Origin of the sequence: Frigoribacterium sp. Leaf263, from assembly GCF_001422285.1 — a bacterium.
Lineage (GTDB): Bacteria > Actinomycetota > Actinomycetes > Actinomycetales > Microbacteriaceae > Frigoribacterium.
On sequence record NZ_LMMO01000003.1, the window covers coordinates 491,188 to 508,467 of the forward strand.

14 protein-coding genes are annotated in these 17,280 nt (G+C 69.3%); 13 read left to right on the top strand and 1 reads right to left on the bottom strand.

The annotated features are described in order from the left end of the window. Positions 1-104 precede the first annotated feature (104 nt). The 9 genes from atpB to ASF17_RS06365 all read left to right on the top strand — a co-directional run bounded on the left by atpB (position 105) and on the right by ASF17_RS06365 (position 7,765). On the top strand, positions 105-911 hold the full coding sequence (gene atpB / locus ASF17_RS06325) for a F0F1 ATP synthase subunit A (protein WP_055796730.1): 807 nt from the start codon (positions 105-107) through the stop codon (positions 909-911). 53 nt (positions 912-964) lie between these two features. After that, the gene (atpE, locus tag ASF17_RS06330) at positions 965-1,198 is read left to right on the top strand and encodes an ATP synthase F0 subunit C (protein ID WP_043594505.1); all 234 of its coding nucleotides are present in this window, start codon (positions 965-967) and stop codon (positions 1,196-1,198) included. A 20-nt stretch (positions 1,199-1,218) separates the two neighbouring features. Next, positions 1,219-1,779, top strand: a complete 561-nt coding sequence (locus ASF17_RS06335) for a F0F1 ATP synthase subunit B (RefSeq protein WP_055796735.1) — start codon at positions 1,219-1,221, stop codon at positions 1,777-1,779. 2 nt (positions 1,780-1,781) lie between these two features. After that, positions 1,782-2,576: a F0F1 ATP synthase subunit delta gene (locus tag ASF17_RS06340; RefSeq protein ID WP_055796738.1), complete on the top strand. Its 795-nt coding sequence runs from the start codon at positions 1,782-1,784 to the stop codon at positions 2,574-2,576. A 61-nt stretch (positions 2,577-2,637) separates the two neighbouring features. Then, positions 2,638-4,275 (top strand): F0F1 ATP synthase subunit alpha, encoded by a 1,638-nt coding sequence (atpA, locus tag ASF17_RS06345; RefSeq protein WP_055796741.1) that lies wholly within the window; start codon positions 2,638-2,640, stop codon positions 4,273-4,275. Positions 4,276-4,318: 43 nt separating this feature from the next. Continuing rightward, positions 4,319-5,218, top strand: coding sequence for a F0F1 ATP synthase subunit gamma (locus tag ASF17_RS06350; RefSeq protein ID WP_055796744.1), 900 nt, complete (start codon positions 4,319-4,321; stop codon positions 5,216-5,218). A 39-nt stretch (positions 5,219-5,257) separates the two neighbouring features. Next, positions 5,258-6,718 (top strand): F0F1 ATP synthase subunit beta, encoded by a 1,461-nt coding sequence (gene atpD / locus ASF17_RS06355; RefSeq protein WP_055796747.1) that lies wholly within the window; start codon positions 5,258-5,260, stop codon positions 6,716-6,718. A 2-nt stretch (positions 6,719-6,720) separates the two neighbouring features. Then, positions 6,721-6,981: a F0F1 ATP synthase subunit epsilon gene (locus tag ASF17_RS06360; RefSeq protein WP_055796750.1), complete on the top strand. Its 261-nt coding sequence runs from the start codon at positions 6,721-6,723 to the stop codon at positions 6,979-6,981. A gap of 22 nt (positions 6,982-7,003) precedes the next feature. After that, a complete protein-coding gene (locus ASF17_RS06365) occupies positions 7,004-7,765 on the top strand; it encodes a YaaA family protein (protein WP_055796753.1) in 762 nt (253 codons plus the stop codon). Here the strand turns inward: ASF17_RS06365 and ASF17_RS06370 are convergent. Next, entirely contained in the window at positions 7,758-8,318 is a 561-nt protein-coding gene (locus ASF17_RS06370) for a methylated-DNA--[protein]-cysteine S-methyltransferase (protein WP_200913443.1), read from the bottom strand. The two genes, ASF17_RS06365 and ASF17_RS06370, sit on opposite strands and share 8 nt — an antisense overlap. Before the next feature lie 169 nt (positions 8,319-8,487). Here ASF17_RS06370 and ASF17_RS06375 point away from each other — a divergent pair, with 169 nt between their 5' ends. From ASF17_RS06375 to ASF17_RS06390, 4 genes are all read left to right on the top strand, one after another. Next, positions 8,488-9,012, top strand: coding sequence for an FHA domain-containing protein (locus ASF17_RS06375; RefSeq protein ID WP_055796755.1), 525 nt, complete (start codon positions 8,488-8,490; stop codon positions 9,010-9,012). Next, the gene (locus ASF17_RS06380; RefSeq protein ID WP_055796757.1) at positions 9,009-9,809 is read left to right on the top strand and encodes a PP2C family protein-serine/threonine phosphatase; all 801 of its coding nucleotides are present in this window, start codon (positions 9,009-9,011) and stop codon (positions 9,807-9,809) included. Before ASF17_RS06375 ends, ASF17_RS06380 begins: the two co-directional genes overlap by 4 nt. Positions 9,810-9,975: 166 nt before the next feature. Then, complete coding sequence (locus tag ASF17_RS06385) at positions 9,976-11,421, top strand: serine/threonine-protein kinase (RefSeq protein ID WP_082475114.1); 1,446 nt, start codon at positions 9,976-9,978, stop codon at positions 11,419-11,421. After that, positions 11,418-17,270 (top strand): Ig-like domain-containing protein, encoded by a 5,853-nt coding sequence (locus tag ASF17_RS06390; RefSeq protein WP_156357324.1) that lies wholly within the window; start codon positions 11,418-11,420, stop codon positions 17,268-17,270. The genes ASF17_RS06385 and ASF17_RS06390 overlap by 4 nt, the downstream gene beginning before the upstream one ends. The last annotated feature ends 10 nt before the right edge of the window (positions 17,271-17,280 follow it).

Genomic DNA, 17,280 nt, shown 5'->3' on the forward strand with positions numbered 1-17,280 from the left:
CCGGCCGCGATTCTCTGCGGGTCATCGGATGACAACCCCACTCATCGTCGCGACACTTCAGGGTGCTCGCCCCGACACAGGAGATAGCGCTGATAGCGAACGCTGTGAACCTGCTCTCCGCCGCCGACGCCGGCCACGGAGACGGGGGATTCCACGCCCCGACTCTTGACGAGTTCTTCCCTCCCGCCATCTTCTTCGAAGGCACCCCCTTCGAGCTGAACCGCATCATGCTGGTCCGCCTCTTCGCGATCGCCATCATGCTGCTGCTGTTCTGGCTGGCTCTCCGCAAGGGTCGGCTGATCCCGACCCGTGGTCAGAGCATCGCAGAGCTGGGCCTCGACTTCGTCCGCGTCCAGATCGTCGAGGAGATCCTCGGCGAACGACTCGGCCGGAAATACCTCCCGATCCTCGCGGCCATGTTCTTCGGCATCTTCGCCATGAACATCACCGGGATCATCCCCGGCCTGAACATCGCCGGCACCTCGGTCGTGGCCATGCCCCTGCTGCTGGCCGTCGTCGCGTACGTCATGTTCATCTACGCGGGCATCCGCGAGGCCGGCACGGGCACGTTCTTCCGCAACGCGCTCTTCCCGCCCGGGGTCCCGTGGCCGATGTACATCCTGCTGACGCCGATCGAGTTCATCAACATCTTCATCGTGCGACCGATCTCGCTCGCCCTCCGACTCCTGCTGAACATGATGGTGGGGCACCTCCTGCTGGTGCTCTGCTTCGCGGCGACGCACTTCTTCTTCTTCAGCATGAGCGGCGGGTTCATGGCCTTCGGCGCCCTGACGCTCATCGGCGGATTCGTCATGACCATCGTCGAGATGGCCGTCGCGATCCTCCAGGCCTACGTCTTCACACTCCTCGCCTCGGTCTACATCCAACAGGCCGCGGCGAAAGAACACTAAGAACGACGGCGTCCGTCGACCGACGGACTCCGCCCAACCGGAAGGAAACACAAGTGGACACCACCACGATCCTCGCTGAGATCAACGGCAACATCGCGACCGTGGGCTACGGCCTCGCAGCGATCGGCCCCGGCATCGGTATCGGCATCGTCGCGGGCAAGACCGTCGAGGCCATGGCTCGCCAGCCCGAGCTCGCCGGTCGACTCCAGGTCACCATGTTCCTGGGTATCGCATTCACCGAGCTGCTGGGCTTCATCGGCCTCGCCGCCGGCTTCATCTTCTCCTGATTAGTTAGGACGACACACCGATGATCGAGAAGATCCTCGCGGCCGAAGGCGGTGCTCCCGAAGGGGCCGCCATCTTCTTCCCCGCTGACTACGACATCCTCTGGTCACTCGTCGTCTTCGTGGTCATCGCTGCGTTCTTCGGGATCTTCGCGATCCCGAGGTTCCGCAAGATCCTCGACGAGCGTGCCGAGAAGATCGAGGGCGGCATCAAGCACGCCGAGGCCGCTCAGGCCGAGGCCGCCGTGGCCCTCGACGAGTACAAGAAGCAGCTCGCCGACGCACGTGCCGAGGCGGCGCGCATCCGTGAGGCTGCGCGAGCCGAGGGCAACGAGATCCTCGCCGAGCTCAAGCAGCAGGCTCAGGCGGACGCCGACCGCATCACCGCATCGGCGCACGCTCAGATCGAGGCCGAGCGCCAGGCCGCCGTCGCGTCCCTCCGCGCCGAGGTCGGATCGCTCGCGATCGACCTCGCGTCGGGTGTCATCGGCGAGTCGTTGAACGACGACGCCAAGGCGTCGGCGGTCGTCGACCGTTTCCTGGCCGACCTCGAGGCCGACCAGAACGCTAAGGCGGGCAGCTGACGATGGGTTCCATGTCCCGAGAGGCCCTCGGGTCGGCGCGGTCCGTCCTCGCCGACCTGGGTGGCTCCGCCGACCTGACCACCGGCGAGCAGCTGCTCGACGCTGGTCGGGTCATCGGCGGCTCCGTCCAGCTGCAGGCGTACTTCTCCGACCCGTCGACCGACGTGGCCGTCAAGAAGCAGCTCGTCGACCGGCTCTTCGGGTCGTTCTCCGAGGCCGCACGGGCGCTGCTCGTCTCGGTCGTCGGCAGCCGCTGGTCGTCATCGCGCGACCTGCTCGCCGGCATCGAAGAGCTCGGGTTCCGGGTGATCGCCTTCAGTGCTCCGCAAGACAGCAGCATCGAGAACGAGCTCTTCGGCTTCGACGCCGTGGTCCGATCCGACGCCCGCCTCGAGCTGGCGATCGGGACGAAGCTGAGCGACGCATCGGCCAAGGCCGGTCTCGTCCAGCGTCTCCTCGGCGACAAGGCGAGCCCGCAGACGCTGGCCATCGTGTCGCACCTGGTGCGTCAGCCGCGTGGCCGACGGATCGGCGAACTGCTACGCACGGCCGCCGAGATCGTGGCGGACCAGTCCGACCAGCTCGTCGCCACCGTGACCAGCGCCACGCGACTGGACACCGCTCACCTCGGACGCCTCGAGGCGGGCCTGGCCCGTCAGTTCGGGCGTAACCTCCGCATCAACCAGGTCATCGACCCGACGATCATCGGCGGTCTGCGCGTGCAGATCGGTGACGAGGTCATCGACGGGACCGTCGCGACGAAGCTCAGTCTCCTGCGACTTCAGCTCGCCGGTTAGACGCGACCTCCCCCACACAGACTCGAGGCCCCCTGAAGCCTCGCTACGAATAGGAATCACAATGGCAGACATCAAGATCAGCCCCGATGAGATTCGCGATGCTCTCAAGGACTTCGTCTCGTCGTACGAGCCGTCGAAGGCCTCGACCACCGAGGTCGGTCACGTCACGGACGCCGCCGACGGCATCGCGCACGTCGAGGGTCTCCCGGGCGTCATGGCCAACGAGCTCATCCGCTTCGCCGACGGGACGCAGGGCCTCGCCCAGAACCTCGACGAGGACGAGATCGGCGCGATCGTGCTGGGTGAGTTCTCCGGCATCGAAGAGGGCATGGAGGTCACCCGCACGGGTGAGGTCCTGTCCGTCCCCGTCGGCGACGGCTACCTCGGTCGCGTCGTCGACCCGTTGGGCGCCCCCATCGACGGTCTCGGCGAGATCGCGACCGAGGGTCGTCGTGCCCTCGAGCTCCAGGCTCCGGGCGTCATGCAGCGCAAGTCGGTGCACGAGCCCATGCAGACCGGCATCAAGGCCATCGACGCCATGATCCCCGTCGGTCGTGGACAGCGTCAGCTGATCATCGGCGACCGCCAGACCGGTAAGACGGCCATCGCGATCGACACGATCATCAACCAGAAGGCCAACTGGGAGTCCGGCGACGAGAACAAGCAGGTCCGCTGCATCTACGTCGCGATCGGCCAGAAGGGCTCCACGATCGCCTCGGTCAAGGGCGCTCTCGAGGACGCCGGAGCCATGGAGTACACGACGATCGTCGCCGCTCCCGCCTCGGACCCCGCCGGCTTCAAGTACCTGGCCCCGTACACCGGTTCCGCCATCGGTCAGCACTGGATGTACAGCGGCAAGCACGTCCTCATCATCTTCGACGACCTGTCGAAGCAGGCCGAGGCCTACCGCGCCGTGTCGCTCCTCCTGCGTCGCCCGCCGGGCCGCGAGGCCTACCCCGGCGACGTGTTCTACCTGCACTCGCGTCTGCTCGAGCGTTGCGCGAAGCTGTCCGACGAGCTGGGCGCCGGTTCGATGACGGGTCTCCCGATCATCGAGACGAAGGCGAACGACGTCTCGGCGTACATCCCCACGAACGTCATCTCGATCACCGACGGCCAGATCTTCCTGCAGTCCGACCTGTTCAACGCGAACCAGCGTCCCGCGGTCGACGTCGGCATCTCGGTCTCGCGCGTCGGTGGCGACGCGCAGGTGAAGTCGATCAAGAAGGTGTCGGGAACCCTCAAGCTCGAGCTCGCTCAGTACCGTTCGCTCGAGGCCTTCGCGATGTTCGCATCCGACCTCGATGCGGCCAGCCGTCGTCAGCTCGCCCGTGGTGCCCGTCTGACCGAGCTGCTCAAGCAGCCTCAGTACTCGCCGTACCCCGTCGAAGAGCAGGTCGTCTCGATCTGGGCCGGAACGAACGGCAAGCTCGACGAGGTCCCCGTGCCCGACATCCTGCGCTTCGAGCGCGAGCTGCTCGACTACATGGGCCGCAACACCGAGGTCCTCACCAAGCTGCGTGAGACCAACGTGCTGAGCGACGACATCGTCTCCGCTCTCGACTCGGGCATCGACTCCTTTAAGCAGGAGTTCCAGACGGGCGAGGGCAAGCCCCTGGCGTCCGTCGGGCGCGAGGAGTTCACGGCGACCGACGCCGACGACGTCAACCAGGAGAAGATCGTCAAGACCAAGCGCTGACGCGCTGTCCGACGATCACGACTGACGAGACAACAGGAGAACAATGGGAGCCCAACTCAGGGTCTACCGACAGAGGATCCGCTCCGCGCAGACGACCAAGAAGGTCACCCGCGCGATGGAGCTCATCTCTGCCTCGCGCATCCAGAAGGCGCAGGCTCGGATGAAGTCCTCGGGTCCGTACTCGCGGGCCATCACCCGCGCGGTGTCGGCCGTGGCGACGTTCTCGGACGTCGATCACATCCTCACCACCGAGCCCGACACCATCGAGCGGGCCGCGATCGTGATCTTCACGTCCGATCGCGGCCTCAACGGCGCCTTCAGCTCGAATGCGCTGAAAGAGAGCGAGCAGCTCGCCGAGCTGCTCCGCAGCCAGGGCAAGGACGTCGTCTTCTACATCGTCGGCCGGAAGGCGCAGAACTACTTCGCCTTCCGCAAGCGCGACGCCGAGAAGATCTGGACGGGCAACACCGATCAGCCCGAGTTCGCCACGGCGAAGGAGATCGGCGACTCCGTCGTCGAGAAGTTCCTCACCGATGCGGCCGAGGGTGGCGTGGATGAGATCCACATCGTCTACAACCGCTTCGTCAACATGGTGAGTCAGGTTCCCGAGGTCGTCCGTCTCCTGCCGCTCGAGGTCGTCGAGGGCATCGAGGAGCCGGCCGACGACGAGGTCCTCCCGCTGTACGACTTCGAACCGGATCCGACCGAGGTGCTCGACGCACTCCTGCCGGTGTACATCGAGAGCCGCATCTTCAACGCCATGCTCCAGTCGGCGGCGTCGGAGCATGCAGCGCGTCAGAAGGCCATGAAGGCGGCCAGCGACAACGCCGACACCCTGATCCGCGACTTCACCCGTCTGGCGAACAACGCGCGTCAGGCCGAGATCACGCAGCAGATCTCCGAGATCGTGGGCGGCGCCGACGCCCTCAGCTCGTCCAAGTAGATCTGCACACCAGTTTCATCATCCGAAGAGAGAGAAGCCATGACTGACACCGCAACCGCGCCGGTCGCGACCGAGTCGGCTCCCGGCGTCGGGCGAATCGCCCGGGTCACGGGCCCCGTCGTCGACATCGAGTTCCCGCACGACGCCATCCCGGGCGTCTACAACGCGCTCAAGACCACCATCACGATCGGTGAGACGACCAGCGAGCTCACGCTCGAGGTCGCCCAGCACCTCGGCGACGACCTGGTCCGAGCGATCGCTCTGAAGCCCACCGATGGTCTCGTCCGTGGCCAGGAGGTCACCGACACGGGCGGCCCCATCTCCGTGCCCGTCGGCGACGTCACCAAGGGCAAGGTCTTCAGCGTCACGGGCGACATCCTGAACCTCGAGGGTGACGAGCAGATCGAGATCACGGAGCGCTGGCCCATCCACCGCAAGCCCCCGGCCTTCGACCAGCTCGAGTCGAAGACGCAGCTCTTCGAGACCGGCATCAAGTCGATCGACCTGCTCACGCCGTACGTGCAGGGCGGCAAGATCGGTCTGTTCGGTGGCGCCGGTGTCGGCAAGACCGTCCTCATCCAGGAGATGATCCAGCGCGTCGCGCAGGATCACGGTGGAGTCTCCGTGTTCGCCGGAGTCGGAGAGCGGACCCGCGAGGGCAACGACCTCATCGCCGAGATGGACGAGGCGGGTGTCTTCGACAAGACCGCCCTCGTCTTCGGCCAGATGGACGAGCCGCCGGGAACGCGCCTCCGCGTGGCCCTGTCGGCGCTGACGATGGCGGAGTACTTCCGCGACGTGCAGAAGCAGGACGTCCTGCTCTTCATCGACAACATCTTCCGCTTCACGCAGGCCGGTTCCGAGGTGTCGACCCTCCTCGGTCGCATGCCGTCCGCCGTGGGGTACCAGCCGAACCTGGCCGACGAGATGGGTATCCTCCAGGAGCGCATCACGTCGACCCGCGGTCACTCGATCACGTCCCTGCAGGCCATCTACGTGCCTGCCGACGACTACACCGACCCCGCGCCGGCCACGACGTTCGCGCACCTCGACGCCACGACCGAGCTGTCGCGTGAGATCGCGTCGCAGGGTCTGTACCCGGCCATCGACCCGCTGACCTCGACGAGCCGCATCCTCGACCCCCGCTACCTGGGCGACGCGCACTACAACACGGCCATCCGCGTCAAGGCGATCCTTCAGAAGAACAAGGAGCTCCAGGAGATCATCGCGATCCTCGGTGTCGACGAGCTCTCCGAAGAAGACAAGATCACCGTCTCGCGCGCTCGTCGCATCCAGCAGTTCCTCTCGCAGAACACGTACATGGCGAAGAAGTTCACCGGTGTCGAGGGCTCGACGGTCCCCTTGAAGGAGACCATCGAGTCGTTCACGGCCATCGCAGACGGCGAGTTCGACCACGTCGCGACGCAGGCCTTCTTCAACGTCGGATCCATCTCCGACGTCGAAGAGAAGTGGGCTCAGATCCAGAAGGAGAACGGCTGATCGTGGCTGCTCTCTCAGTGAGCGTCGTCTCGGCCGACCACGAGGTGTGGTCGGGCGAGGCGTCGTCGATCGTCGCTCGCACCGCCGAGGGTGAGATCGGGATCCTCCCGGGTCACGAGCCTCTCCTCGCGATCCTGGCCACCGGTCAGGTCCGGGTCAGGCTGTCGGACGGCACCACCGTCGAGGCGACCGCGGATGACGGCTTCCTGTCCGTCGAGAACGACACGGTCACCGTGGTGGCGCGCAACGCGCAGCTCGTCTGACCCGTCGTCCACCTGCTCCACCATGTTGTTCCTGCTGCCCCCGTCCGAGACCAAACTCGACGGGGGCAGCAGTGGTTCCCGGCTCGACTTCGCCGGGCTGGCGTTCCCCGGGCTCGAACCGATCCGTCGTGACGTCGTCGGGCGCCTCACGCGCCTTGCCGTCGACGAGTCCGCGGCCCTCGCGGCCTTGAAGCTCAGCCCGCGTCAGCACGACGAGGTCGTTCGCGATCGACGGCTGCTCGACTCGCCGACCATGCCGGCCTTGAGCCGTTACACGGGCGTTCTCTTCGATCCGATCGGCGCTGAGGGGCTCTCCGAGGCCTCGTGGGCCTGGGCCGAGCGGCACATCGTGATCCACTCGGCGTTGTTCGGTCCTGTGCGTGCACACGACCTCATCCCCGCCTATCGCCTCTCGCACGACTCGCGGCTGCCCGGGCCGTCCCTCAGAGCGACGTGGCGCGCCGCCGTGTCATCGGCGCTGGCGGAGACGGGTGAGTTCATCGTCGACCTCCGGTCGGAGGGCTACGTCGGCCTCGGACCCGCGAGGGAGCGGTCAACGTACGTCCGGGTGGTCGCCGATGTCGGCGGTCGGCGCAGGGCCCTGAACCACTTCAACAAGAAGTCCAAGGGACTGCTCGTGGCCGCACTCCTCGACGAGCGTCCCGTCCTCCACGACCGGGGCGACCTGTTCGCCTGGTGCGCCTCCCGAGGCATCGTGGTCGAGGGCGGTGCCGAGACCGTGCTGGTGTCCGACTCGCTTCTCGACGGGGCGCCCGTCACGTGACCGGCACCGGGCCCTCGCGATAGACGATGCCCTCGTGCCGGAGGAGCCACTGCTTCGTCTCCACGCCCCGACCGACGGTGTATCCCGTCACTCCACCTGTTCGTCCCAGGACGCGGTGACACGGCACGAGCAGGGGGAGCGGGTTCGCAGCGACGGCCCCGCCTACCGCACGACCGGCCTGGGGGCTGCCGATGGCCCCGCCGAGTCTGCCGTAGGTCGTCGTCTCGCCCCAGCCGACCTCGGACAGGGCCGACCAGACGGAGCGCTGGAAGATCGTTCCCGTCATGCGCAGGGGGAGGTCGAAGCGACGTCGGTGACCGCTGAAGTAGTCGGTGAGCTGCCGACGGGCGGCGTGCAGCAGAGGGTCCGGACGCTCGTCTTGGTCGTCGTGCGGCAGCAGGTCTCGCTCGGCGACGACGACGCGCTCGACGGCGAAGTGCCGGGTGATGATCTCGATCCGCCCGATGGGGCTGTCGAGTCGGACGAAGCCGAGGTCGTCGACGTCGGACTCGTCCTCCGGCGGGAGCGGAGGCACGAGGACGAGGTCAGGCATGGCGACACGGTACGAGGCGGATCCGGTGCGGGGGCGGGGGCCGTCGGGGGGTGTGGACGGTGCGGCGCAGGGGACATCGGTGGAGGAGACGACGCGAGGCGTGGACGACGCTAGCGTTGCGGACGGGGCGCCCCGCGCCTCCTCGGCCACTCGACGGAAGGATGGACGCGTGGGTCACGATGACGTGGGGGACGAGGACGACCGGCATCACGTCGATGACGTCGATGCGACCGTGGCCGGTCGACCGGAGGACACGGTGCTGCGCGCCGAGGCGGCGGCGACCGGACGGACGACGGCCGGTCGGCATCAGCAGGTGCCGCCACGCCGGTGGTCCCGGGTCCGGGTGGGGGCCGACGTGCATCGCCTCGACCGTCCGGTGGTCGTCGGGCGACGCCCCACGGCGCCGCGGGTCGTGCTCGGCGTGCCGCCGTCGCTCGTCGCCGTCCCGTCGCCGACCCAGGAGGTCTCGAGCAGCCACGTCGAGCTGCGGCAGGACGGCGACGTGGTCGTCGTCACCGACCTGCGCTCGACCAACGGGACGATCGTGAGGTCTCCGGGCCGCGTTCCCGTGAAACTGCGGCAAGGCGAGTCGACCGTGGCCCTCGCAGGCACGATAGTTGACCTAGGCGACGGCAACATGCTCGAGATCCTCGCCCCCACCCGTTCGACCGTTCAGGAAGAAAACCACACGTGACAGAGCTCGGCCGTTCGACGACCGCCCACACCGTGACCCTCGGCGACGACTCGATCGTCCTCGACTGGGCCGGTGTCACCGACGTGGGCCGCAGGCGCGCTCACAACGAGGACAGCTTCCTCGCCGAGTCCCCGTTCTTCGTCGTGGCCGACGGCATGGGCGGCCACAGCGCAGGCGACGTGGCCAGCGACGCCGTCGTCCGGCGGATGCGCGAGGGGGCGACGGAGACGACGGTGACGACCGAGGGCCTCGAGGAGGCACTCCGCCGCGCGACCGCCGACATCGCCGTCGCCGCCGAGGGGACCGAGTCGGGCGTCGGGACGACCGCAACGGGCGCCGTCCTGTCCCACGGGGACGAGGGCTTCGAGTTCACGGTCTTCAACGTGGGCGACTCCCGCGTGTACCTCGTGCACGAGGGCGTGCTGCACCAGGTCACCATCGACCACTCCGTCGTCCAGGAGATGGTGGACGCCGGTCTGCTCCGCGCGGAGGACGCCGAAGGGCACCCCGACAGCAACGTCATCACCCGCGCCGTCGGGTTCGACACCGAGCAGAGCCCCGACTACTGGCGGGTCCCCGCTCTGACGGGACTGCGCCTCCTGGCCTGCTCCGACGGTCTCACGAAGGAGCTCTCGACGGCTCGCATCGAGGAGATCCTCGCGCAGACGGACGTTTCGCTGCGAGCGGCCACCGCGCTCGTCGACGCCGCGGTGGAGGCCGGCGGCCGCGACAACGTCACGGCCGTCGTGGTCGACGTCCGATCCGCGACGGGCCCGCACGTCACCTCGGAGGACTGACAGCAGGACGGCGTCCTCCCTCCCCTTAAATGGGGGAGCCGGCTCTGTCCCCCGGACGCGTCGACCGGGGCACAACGCCCGACCGGTCCACTTACAATCGATCGCGCCGACATGACGTCGGACCGACCCGACGAGTGACATCCGGCTGACCTTCCAGGAGGGCGACGTGGCACGACGACTGCCGTCCCAGCCTCCTGTGCTGCCCGGTTTCAGCCCCGTCCGCGTGCTCGGGTCCGGCGGTTTCGCCGACGTGTTCCTCTACGAGCAGAACATGCCCCGGCGCCAGGTGGCGGTGAAGGTGATGCTGAGCGAGGTCGTCGACGATCAGGTCCGGCACATGTTCCAGGCCGAGGCGAATCTCATGGCCCAGTTGAGCTCGCATCCCTCCATCCTCACCGTCTACCAGGCGAGCGTCTCCGCCGACGGCAGACCGTATCTCGTCATGGAGCTCTGCTCGTCGTCGCTCAGCGAGCGGTACCGGCACGACCGCATCCCCGTCGCCGACGTCCTCCGCATCGGCGTCAAGATCGGCAGCGCCGTCGAGACGGCTCACCGTCAGGGTGTCCTGCATCGTGACATCAAGCCCTCGAACATCCTCATGACCGCCTACGGCCATCCCGTCCTGTCCGACTTCGGCATCGCCGCCTCGCTCGGCGAGAGCCAGCCGAACGACGTGGTGGGGATGTCGATCCCCTGGTCGGCGCCCGAGGTGCTCCTGGACGAGACGGGCGGCACGATCGAGTCCGAGGTCTGGTCCCTCGGCGCCACGGTCTACTCGCTTCTGGCCGGCCGCAGCCCCTTCGAGATCCTCGGCAGCGAGAAGAACACCGCGTCGGACCTCATCGGCCGCATCGACAAGGCCCGCCTGGCGCCCACGGGGCGGACGGACGTCCCCCCGAGCCTCGAACGCGTCCTCGCGAGGGCGATGTCACGGCGTGCCGAGCACCGTCCCTCGAGCGTCCTCGAGCTCATCCGCGAACTGCAGCAGGTCGAGAACGAGCTCGGCGTCTCGCCGACGCCGATCGAGGTCGCCGTGGACGACTGGGCGCTGGCGACGGTGGCCGATCTCGAGGACCGGACGCGCCTGCGGGGGGCTGCTCCCGCCGGTTCGGCGAGTCGACGTCGTCGTCGTCGTCGGGTGACCGCGGCTCAGGCCGAGGCCGTCCACGGGACGGGGACCATCGGCGGCCGAGCCCTGCCTCGCGGCACCGGCTCGTCCCGACGTCGACCGCTTCGCAGTGGCGCCGGCCTGGCCGCCGTGTGGCTGCTCGTGGCGGCGGCGGTGGTCGTCATCGGCCTCGGAGCAGCGGGGACCCTGGTGCTCGTCCGTTCCGATCCCGACGAGATCCCGCGGGTCACCGACGTCGTGGCGACACGTGACGACGGCTCCGTCCTCTTCGAATGGGACGACCCGGGCCTGCTGGCCGGTGACACCTACGTCATCGTCACCGACACGGCGGCGGGCGGCGACACGAGCCAGCAGACCGCGTCGCGCTTCGTCGTCGGCGACGCCGACGGCCGTGCTCAGGTCTGCGTCACGGTCAGCGTCAATCGGGACGGGCGGACGGGCCCGCCGAGCGCCGAGGCGTGCGCGTCCGGGGTCGGCGGATGAGCCGCATCGTCGACTGGGTCCGGGTCAACCGGTCGAAGACGGCGACGGCGTTGAGCAGCGTCCTCATCGTGGGTCTGGTCGCAGGGGTCTCCGTGGTCAGCGGGGGCTACGAGCAGCGGCGTGTCGATCTCGACGACGGCACCGTCTGGGTGGCCAACGGCTCGCGCTCCGCCATCGGTCGCGCCAATCCGGATGTCGGCGAGCTGAACACCGCGGTGCGGAGCCAGGGGTCCGACATCGCGGTCGAGCAGAACGGCGACGCCGTCGTGCTCGTCGATCGGACGACCGCGACGGTGGGTGTGGTCGACCCCGCCACCGCGACGGCCGACGTCAGCACGCCGCTGCCGCCTGAGCGGCCCGAGGTGCTCCTCGCCCCCGGCCGGGCCGTCGTCGTGTCGGGCGGCACGGGGGACCTGTGGTCGACGCCGTCATCCGAGCTCGCCTCGTTCTCCACGGACGCGCCGGCGGAGCTGAGCCTCGGCCGCGACGTCGTCGTCGACTCGACGCCGGCGGGAGTGGTCGTGGCGTTCTCGGCGGCGAACCGGACGCTGTCGACCATCGACGGCACCGGGGGCTTGGACGTCGTCTCGTCCGAGCCCGTGGCGACGACGGGGGAGGGGCCGTACCAGGTGGCGTCCGTCGGCCCCCATCGGGTCCTCCTCGACACGCTGACGGGCGAATTGTTCGTCGACGGTCGGGTCGTCGACCTGCCCACCACACCGGACGGCGGTCTCGCGCTGCAGCGGAGCAGCGCCGGCGGCGACTCGGTCATGGTGGGCACCTCCGCCGGTCTGCTCTCGGTGGCGTTCGCCGGAGGCCGGGTCTCCGAGCCCGTCGCTGACCGGTCCGGGGTGCCTGCGCGCCCGGTCGTCGTCGACGGCTGCGCCCGGGCGGCCTGGTCGGACGGGGGCGAGTGGAGCTCCTGCTCGTCGGCGCGAGGAGGTCTCAGCGAGCTCGAGGGCATGCCCCGCGATGCCGAGCCGACCTATCAGCTCAACGGTCGTCGGGCGGTGCTGAACGATCCGGTCAGCGGACGCAGCTGGGCCGTCCAGTCGGACGGCCGCCTCATCGACAACTGGGACGATCTGCTCGAGAAGGACGACCGGCCCCAGGACGATGAGGACGACGTCGGAGACGACACCCTCGAGCTCGACCCCGATCAGAAGGCCCCGGTCGCCGTCGACGACGCTCTGGGGGCACGCCCCGGCCGGGCGACGACCCTGGCCGTCCTCCTGAACGACTCCGACCCGAACGGGGATCCGTTGATCATCGACGAGGTCTCGGGCTTCGACCGGTCGATCGGTCGACTGGACGTCGTCGGCGATCGACAGCGGCTCCTCCTGACCCTGAGCCGCGAAGCGACCGGGCCGGTCACGTTCGACTACACGATCTCCGACGGCCGCGGCGGACAGGACACCGCGACCGTGACCATCGACGTGGCGACCGCCGACGACAACCGAGCGCCGGTGCAGGTCCGGCAGTCCACCGTCGAGGTGGCGTCCGCAGGGCGCGTCACGACGCCGGTCCTGGGCGACTGGGTGGATCCGGACGGCGACGCCTTCTACCTGACCTCCGCCTCGGCCGCCGACCGGGTGTCGTTCACCCCCGACGGCGACGTGGTCTATCAGGACGCCGGTGAGGGGCCGGCGACGATCGAGGTGGCACTGACGGTCTCCGACGGGCGCTCCGAGTCGAACGGCCTCCTGCGGATCACGGTCTCGCCCCCGGGCGACACTCCGTTGACGGCGGACTCGTTCGCCGTCCAGGCCTACGCGGGTCAGCAGACGACCGTGCGACCCCTGGTGTACGCGCACGGGGGCACGGGGCCGGTGACGCTCAACAGCGTGCCGCAGCAGGACGGCACCGACATCGCGGCGAGCTACGACGCGGGGACCTTCCTCTTCAGCAGCGACGAGGTCCGGACTCACAACCTGGAGTACACGGTCACCGACGGCGATCAGACGGCCACCGGCACGATCCGGGTCGAGGTGCAGACGCCGCCCGACGTGAACAGCCCCCCGGTGACGACTCCCAAGACGGTGTTCGTCGAGACCCTGAGCAGCCAGACCGTCGACATCGCGGCGACCGACCGCGACCCGGCCGGGAACGTCCTGCTGGTGACCGCCACCTCCGGCGTGCAGCCGTCGAGCGGACTGCGAGTCGAGACCCTCGACCAGCGGTTCGTCCGCGTGACCCTCACCGGCCCCCTCGACGACGGACCGGTCGATTTCTCCTACACGGTCACGAACGGCCTGGCGTCGGCCGTCGGGAGCGTCACGGTCGTGGAGATCCCGCGCCGCCAGCAGACGCAGCCGCCGGTCGCGACGGACGACCAGGCGACGGTGAGGGTCGGTGACGTCGTCGACATCGACGTCCTGGCCAACGACGAGCAGCCCGATGGCGACGACGTCTCGCTCGCGCACGACCTGCGGAGGGACGTCCCGGCAGGAGGGGGATTGCTCTTCGCCTCCGGAGATCGACTCCGGTACCTCGCCCCGACGACCCCCGGGATCGTGACGGCCGTCTACACCGCCGTCGGCGAGGACGGTCAGACCGCGGATGCCCAGATCACGATCACGGTGCGCGAGATCGACGCCGCGACGAACGCCTCCCCGGTTCCCGAGACGGTGACGGCGCGGGTGGTGACCGGCGAGACCGTCCGGCTCGCCGTCCCGCTCGACGGCATCGACCCGGACGGCGACAGCGTGCAGCTCGTCGGCGTGGGCAGCAACCCGGAGAAGGGAGCGGTCACGATGTCGGGCGCTGATCGCCTCGACTACGAGGCGGGGCCCTACTCGGCCGGAACGGACTCGTTCGAGTACTCCGTCGTCGACGCCCTCGGCGCGAGGGCCACCGGGACGGTGCGCATCGGCATCTCGGCTCCAGCCGAGGGATCGCGCTCTCCGGTGGCGATCGAGGACGACGTCAGCATGCGCCCCGGTGGATCGATCGCCGTGCGGGTGCTCGACAACGACTCGGATCCTGATGGGGGCGACCTGTCGGTGACGGGCGTGGAGACCGCAGGCGAGGAGGTGAGCGCCGAGATCGTCGACGGTGAGCTGGTGTCCGTCACGCCGCCGACGACACCGGGGCGCTACGGGGTGGTCTACACGGTCGAGAACGCCCGAGGCGGCACCAGCTCGAGCTTCGTGACCGTCACGGTCGATCCCGACGCCGCGCTGACGCCTCCGCTGGTGGACGACACGGTGCTCGATCTCCGTGACATCCGGGGGCGGTCGACGGTCGACGTCGACGTGCTGGCGAACGTCTTCTCCGCCGACGGTCCCGTGTCCCGTTCGGGACTCGGGCTCGAGCCCGGCTACGGCGACACGGCGACCGTGACCGACCAGCGGCGCATCCGGGTCACCGTGACCGACGCCGCTCAGATCATCCCGTTCTGGGTCGCCCATCCGGACGATCCCACGGTCAGGGCCCTCGCCTTCATCCGCGTGCCCGGCTTCGATGACGCGCTGCCGCAACTCGATCGATCCGCGCCCTCCATCACGGTCGTCAGCGAGACCCCCGTCGACATCGACCTCGACGACTACGTCATAGCCGCGGGCGACCGCGGTGTGCGCTTGACCGACTCCGGCTCCGTACGGGCCACCCACGCGAACGGCGACGACCTCGTGGTCGACGACACCACTCTGCGGTTCACCTCGGCGGATCTCTTCTTCGGAGTGGCCTCCCTCTCGTTCGAGGTCACGGACGGACGCTCCGCGGACGACCCGGACGGCCGGACCTCCACGCTCGTCCTGCCCATCACGGTGACGCCTCGCGAGAACCAGCCTCCCGTCTTCACCGGGACCTCTCTCGACCTCGAGCCCGGGCAGTCGCGCACCATCGACCTCGCGAGGCTCACCACCTACCCCTATCCCGACGACCTCGACGAACTCCGCTTCGCCCTGGGGCGGCCGTCGGGCCAGGGATTCTCCTTCGACCTCTCGGGTCGGGAGCTGACGGTGACGGCGGGCGCGTCGACGTCGAAGGGCACCACGCGCACGCTGCCCGTCACGGTGGCGGACGCGGCAGCGACGGGCCGAGGAGGCGCGGTGCGGCTGGCCGTCGTCGGTTCGACTCGACCCCTCGTGGCTCCGGCGCCGGACTCGGTCGTGGTCGCCAGGGGGCGGAGCGCCTCCCTCGACGTGCTGGCCAACGACCAGGCCCGGAACCCGTTCCCCGGCCAGAGGCTGCGGGTGTCGGGCATCCGCGGTCTGAGCGGCTCGGCCCTCCCGGCAGGCGTCTCGGTCACACCGAGCGCCGACGGCGGCACCCTGTCCGTGTCCGTGAGCGACTCGGCGGCGCCCGTCGACGCGAACGTCCAGTACCAGGTCGTGGATGCCACCGGCGATCCGTCGAGAGCCGTCTGGGGCAACGTGACGATCTCCGTCCAGGACGTCCCCGGCACTCCCGTCGCGCCGGTCCGCATCGGGGGCTTCACGGGAGGGCAGCTGACCCTCTCGTACGCCGCCCCCGTCGCGAACAACTCGCCGTTGCGCGGCTTCCGGATCGACGGCGTGGGCTCGGCCGGCACGACCTATTCACGGGATTGCGGCCTGTCGACGGTGTGCACGCTCACCGATCTCGATCCCGAGCAGACGTTCCGCTTCTCGGTCGTGGCCGCCAACGCCGTCGGAACGAGCGAGCCCAGCGCGGCGAGCGAGCCCTACCGTGCGGACTTCGTCCCGGCGGCGCCCGCGAACGTGCAGGTGCTCCCCTCCGCGACGACGCCGGGCGCTCTCGACGTCAGTTGGTCCGCCGTCCCGCGCCCCGCCGGGGGGACGGCCGTGACGGGGTACTCGGTGGAGATCGCCGGCAGCGGCGCGCCCGGCGTCCAGTCCACCCCCTCGACGTCGACGACCGTCGCCGGGCTCGTGCCCGGCGGTCGCTACGACGTCCGGGTCTTCGCCTCGAACCGTGCGCAGGTGACGAGCTCGACCGACTGGTCCCGCAGCAGCGCCGTGCGCGCCACGGCCGTCGGCGTCCCCGGTGCCTTCTCCGTCCGGGCGGGGGCGACGCGCAACCAGATCTCGATCTCGTGGACGGCACCGGCCACGGCCGGGGGATCGGCGCCCCGCTACGACGTCTACCGATCGCCGACGGGGTCGACCGTCACCGGCTGCGCGGCGACGGGCACCCGGGTGGCATCCGGACTCTCGTCGACGACGTACAGCGAGACGCCCGAGCGCGATGCCGGTTACACCTACACCGTGGTGGCGTCGAACGGCGTCTTCTGCTCGAGCGCAGGAGCCGCAGCCGAGTCCGTCACTCCTCCGGGTCGCGCCGGCGGCACCTGGGGCGTGGAGTACCGCGGCCCGGACGGGCAGTTCAAGGCCCGCGTCCAGGGGCTCGCCGCCACGGGTGCGGTCGACTTCTACCAGTACCGCGTGGGCGACGGGGCCTGGCGGACCGTGACGGAGGGTGGATTCGTCGACGACGACAACGGCTTCGGGGTCCCGATCACGCTCACGCTCCAGGCCTGTCGGGCGGGTCAGACGAGGAACGAGTGCGGTCCGGTCTCGAGCCCGGCGACCGTCGTCCCCGTCGACACGCGGGCGGTCGTCGCGTCGTGCACGGTCGGAGCCCGCCTCGGTGCGTCGGCTCCGCGCAACGCCGGTTCGCCCGTAACGTCCGTGGAGGTGACCTACTTCGGTCCGGCATCCGCCGACGGAGCAGCCGGGGCGCCCGTCGGCAGGTCGACGGAGCTGACGGGGATCGTCCCCGCCGGCGCCGCGTCGGTGTCGGTCAAGGCCACGGTCGCGGGGGTGCACACCGATCCCGGCGGCGCGACCGGGGTCTGCGACCCCGCACCCGACCCGGAACCGGACTCGACCGGCCCCACCCCCTGACCAGAGAGCG

Bases quoted from the DNA above. Each gene is read 5' to 3' on its own strand.
- ASF17_RS06335 (WP_055796735.1), top strand. From the start codon at position 1,219: ATGATCGAGAAGATCCTCGCGGCCGAAGGCGGTGCTCCCGAAGGGGCC.
- ASF17_RS06340 (WP_055796738.1), top strand. From the start codon at position 1,782: ATGGGTTCCATGTCCCGAGAGGCCCTCGGGTCGGCGCGGTCCGTCCTC.
- ASF17_RS06370 (WP_200913443.1), bottom strand. From the start codon at position 8,318: ATGCCTGACCTCGTCCTCGTGCCTCCGCTCCCGCCGGAGGACGAGTCC.
- atpD (WP_055796747.1), top strand. From the start codon at position 5,258: ATGACTGACACCGCAACCGCGCCGGTCGCGACCGAGTCGGCTCCCGGC.
- atpA (WP_055796741.1), top strand. From the start codon at position 2,638: ATGGCAGACATCAAGATCAGCCCCGATGAGATTCGCGATGCTCTCAAG.
- ASF17_RS06365 (WP_055796753.1), top strand. From the start codon at position 7,004: ATGTTGTTCCTGCTGCCCCCGTCCGAGACCAAACTCGACGGGGGCAGC.
- ASF17_RS06350 (WP_055796744.1), top strand. From the start codon at position 4,319: ATGGGAGCCCAACTCAGGGTCTACCGACAGAGGATCCGCTCCGCGCAG.
- ASF17_RS06390 (WP_156357324.1), top strand. From the start codon at position 11,418: ATGAGCCGCATCGTCGACTGGGTCCGGGTCAACCGGTCGAAGACGGCG.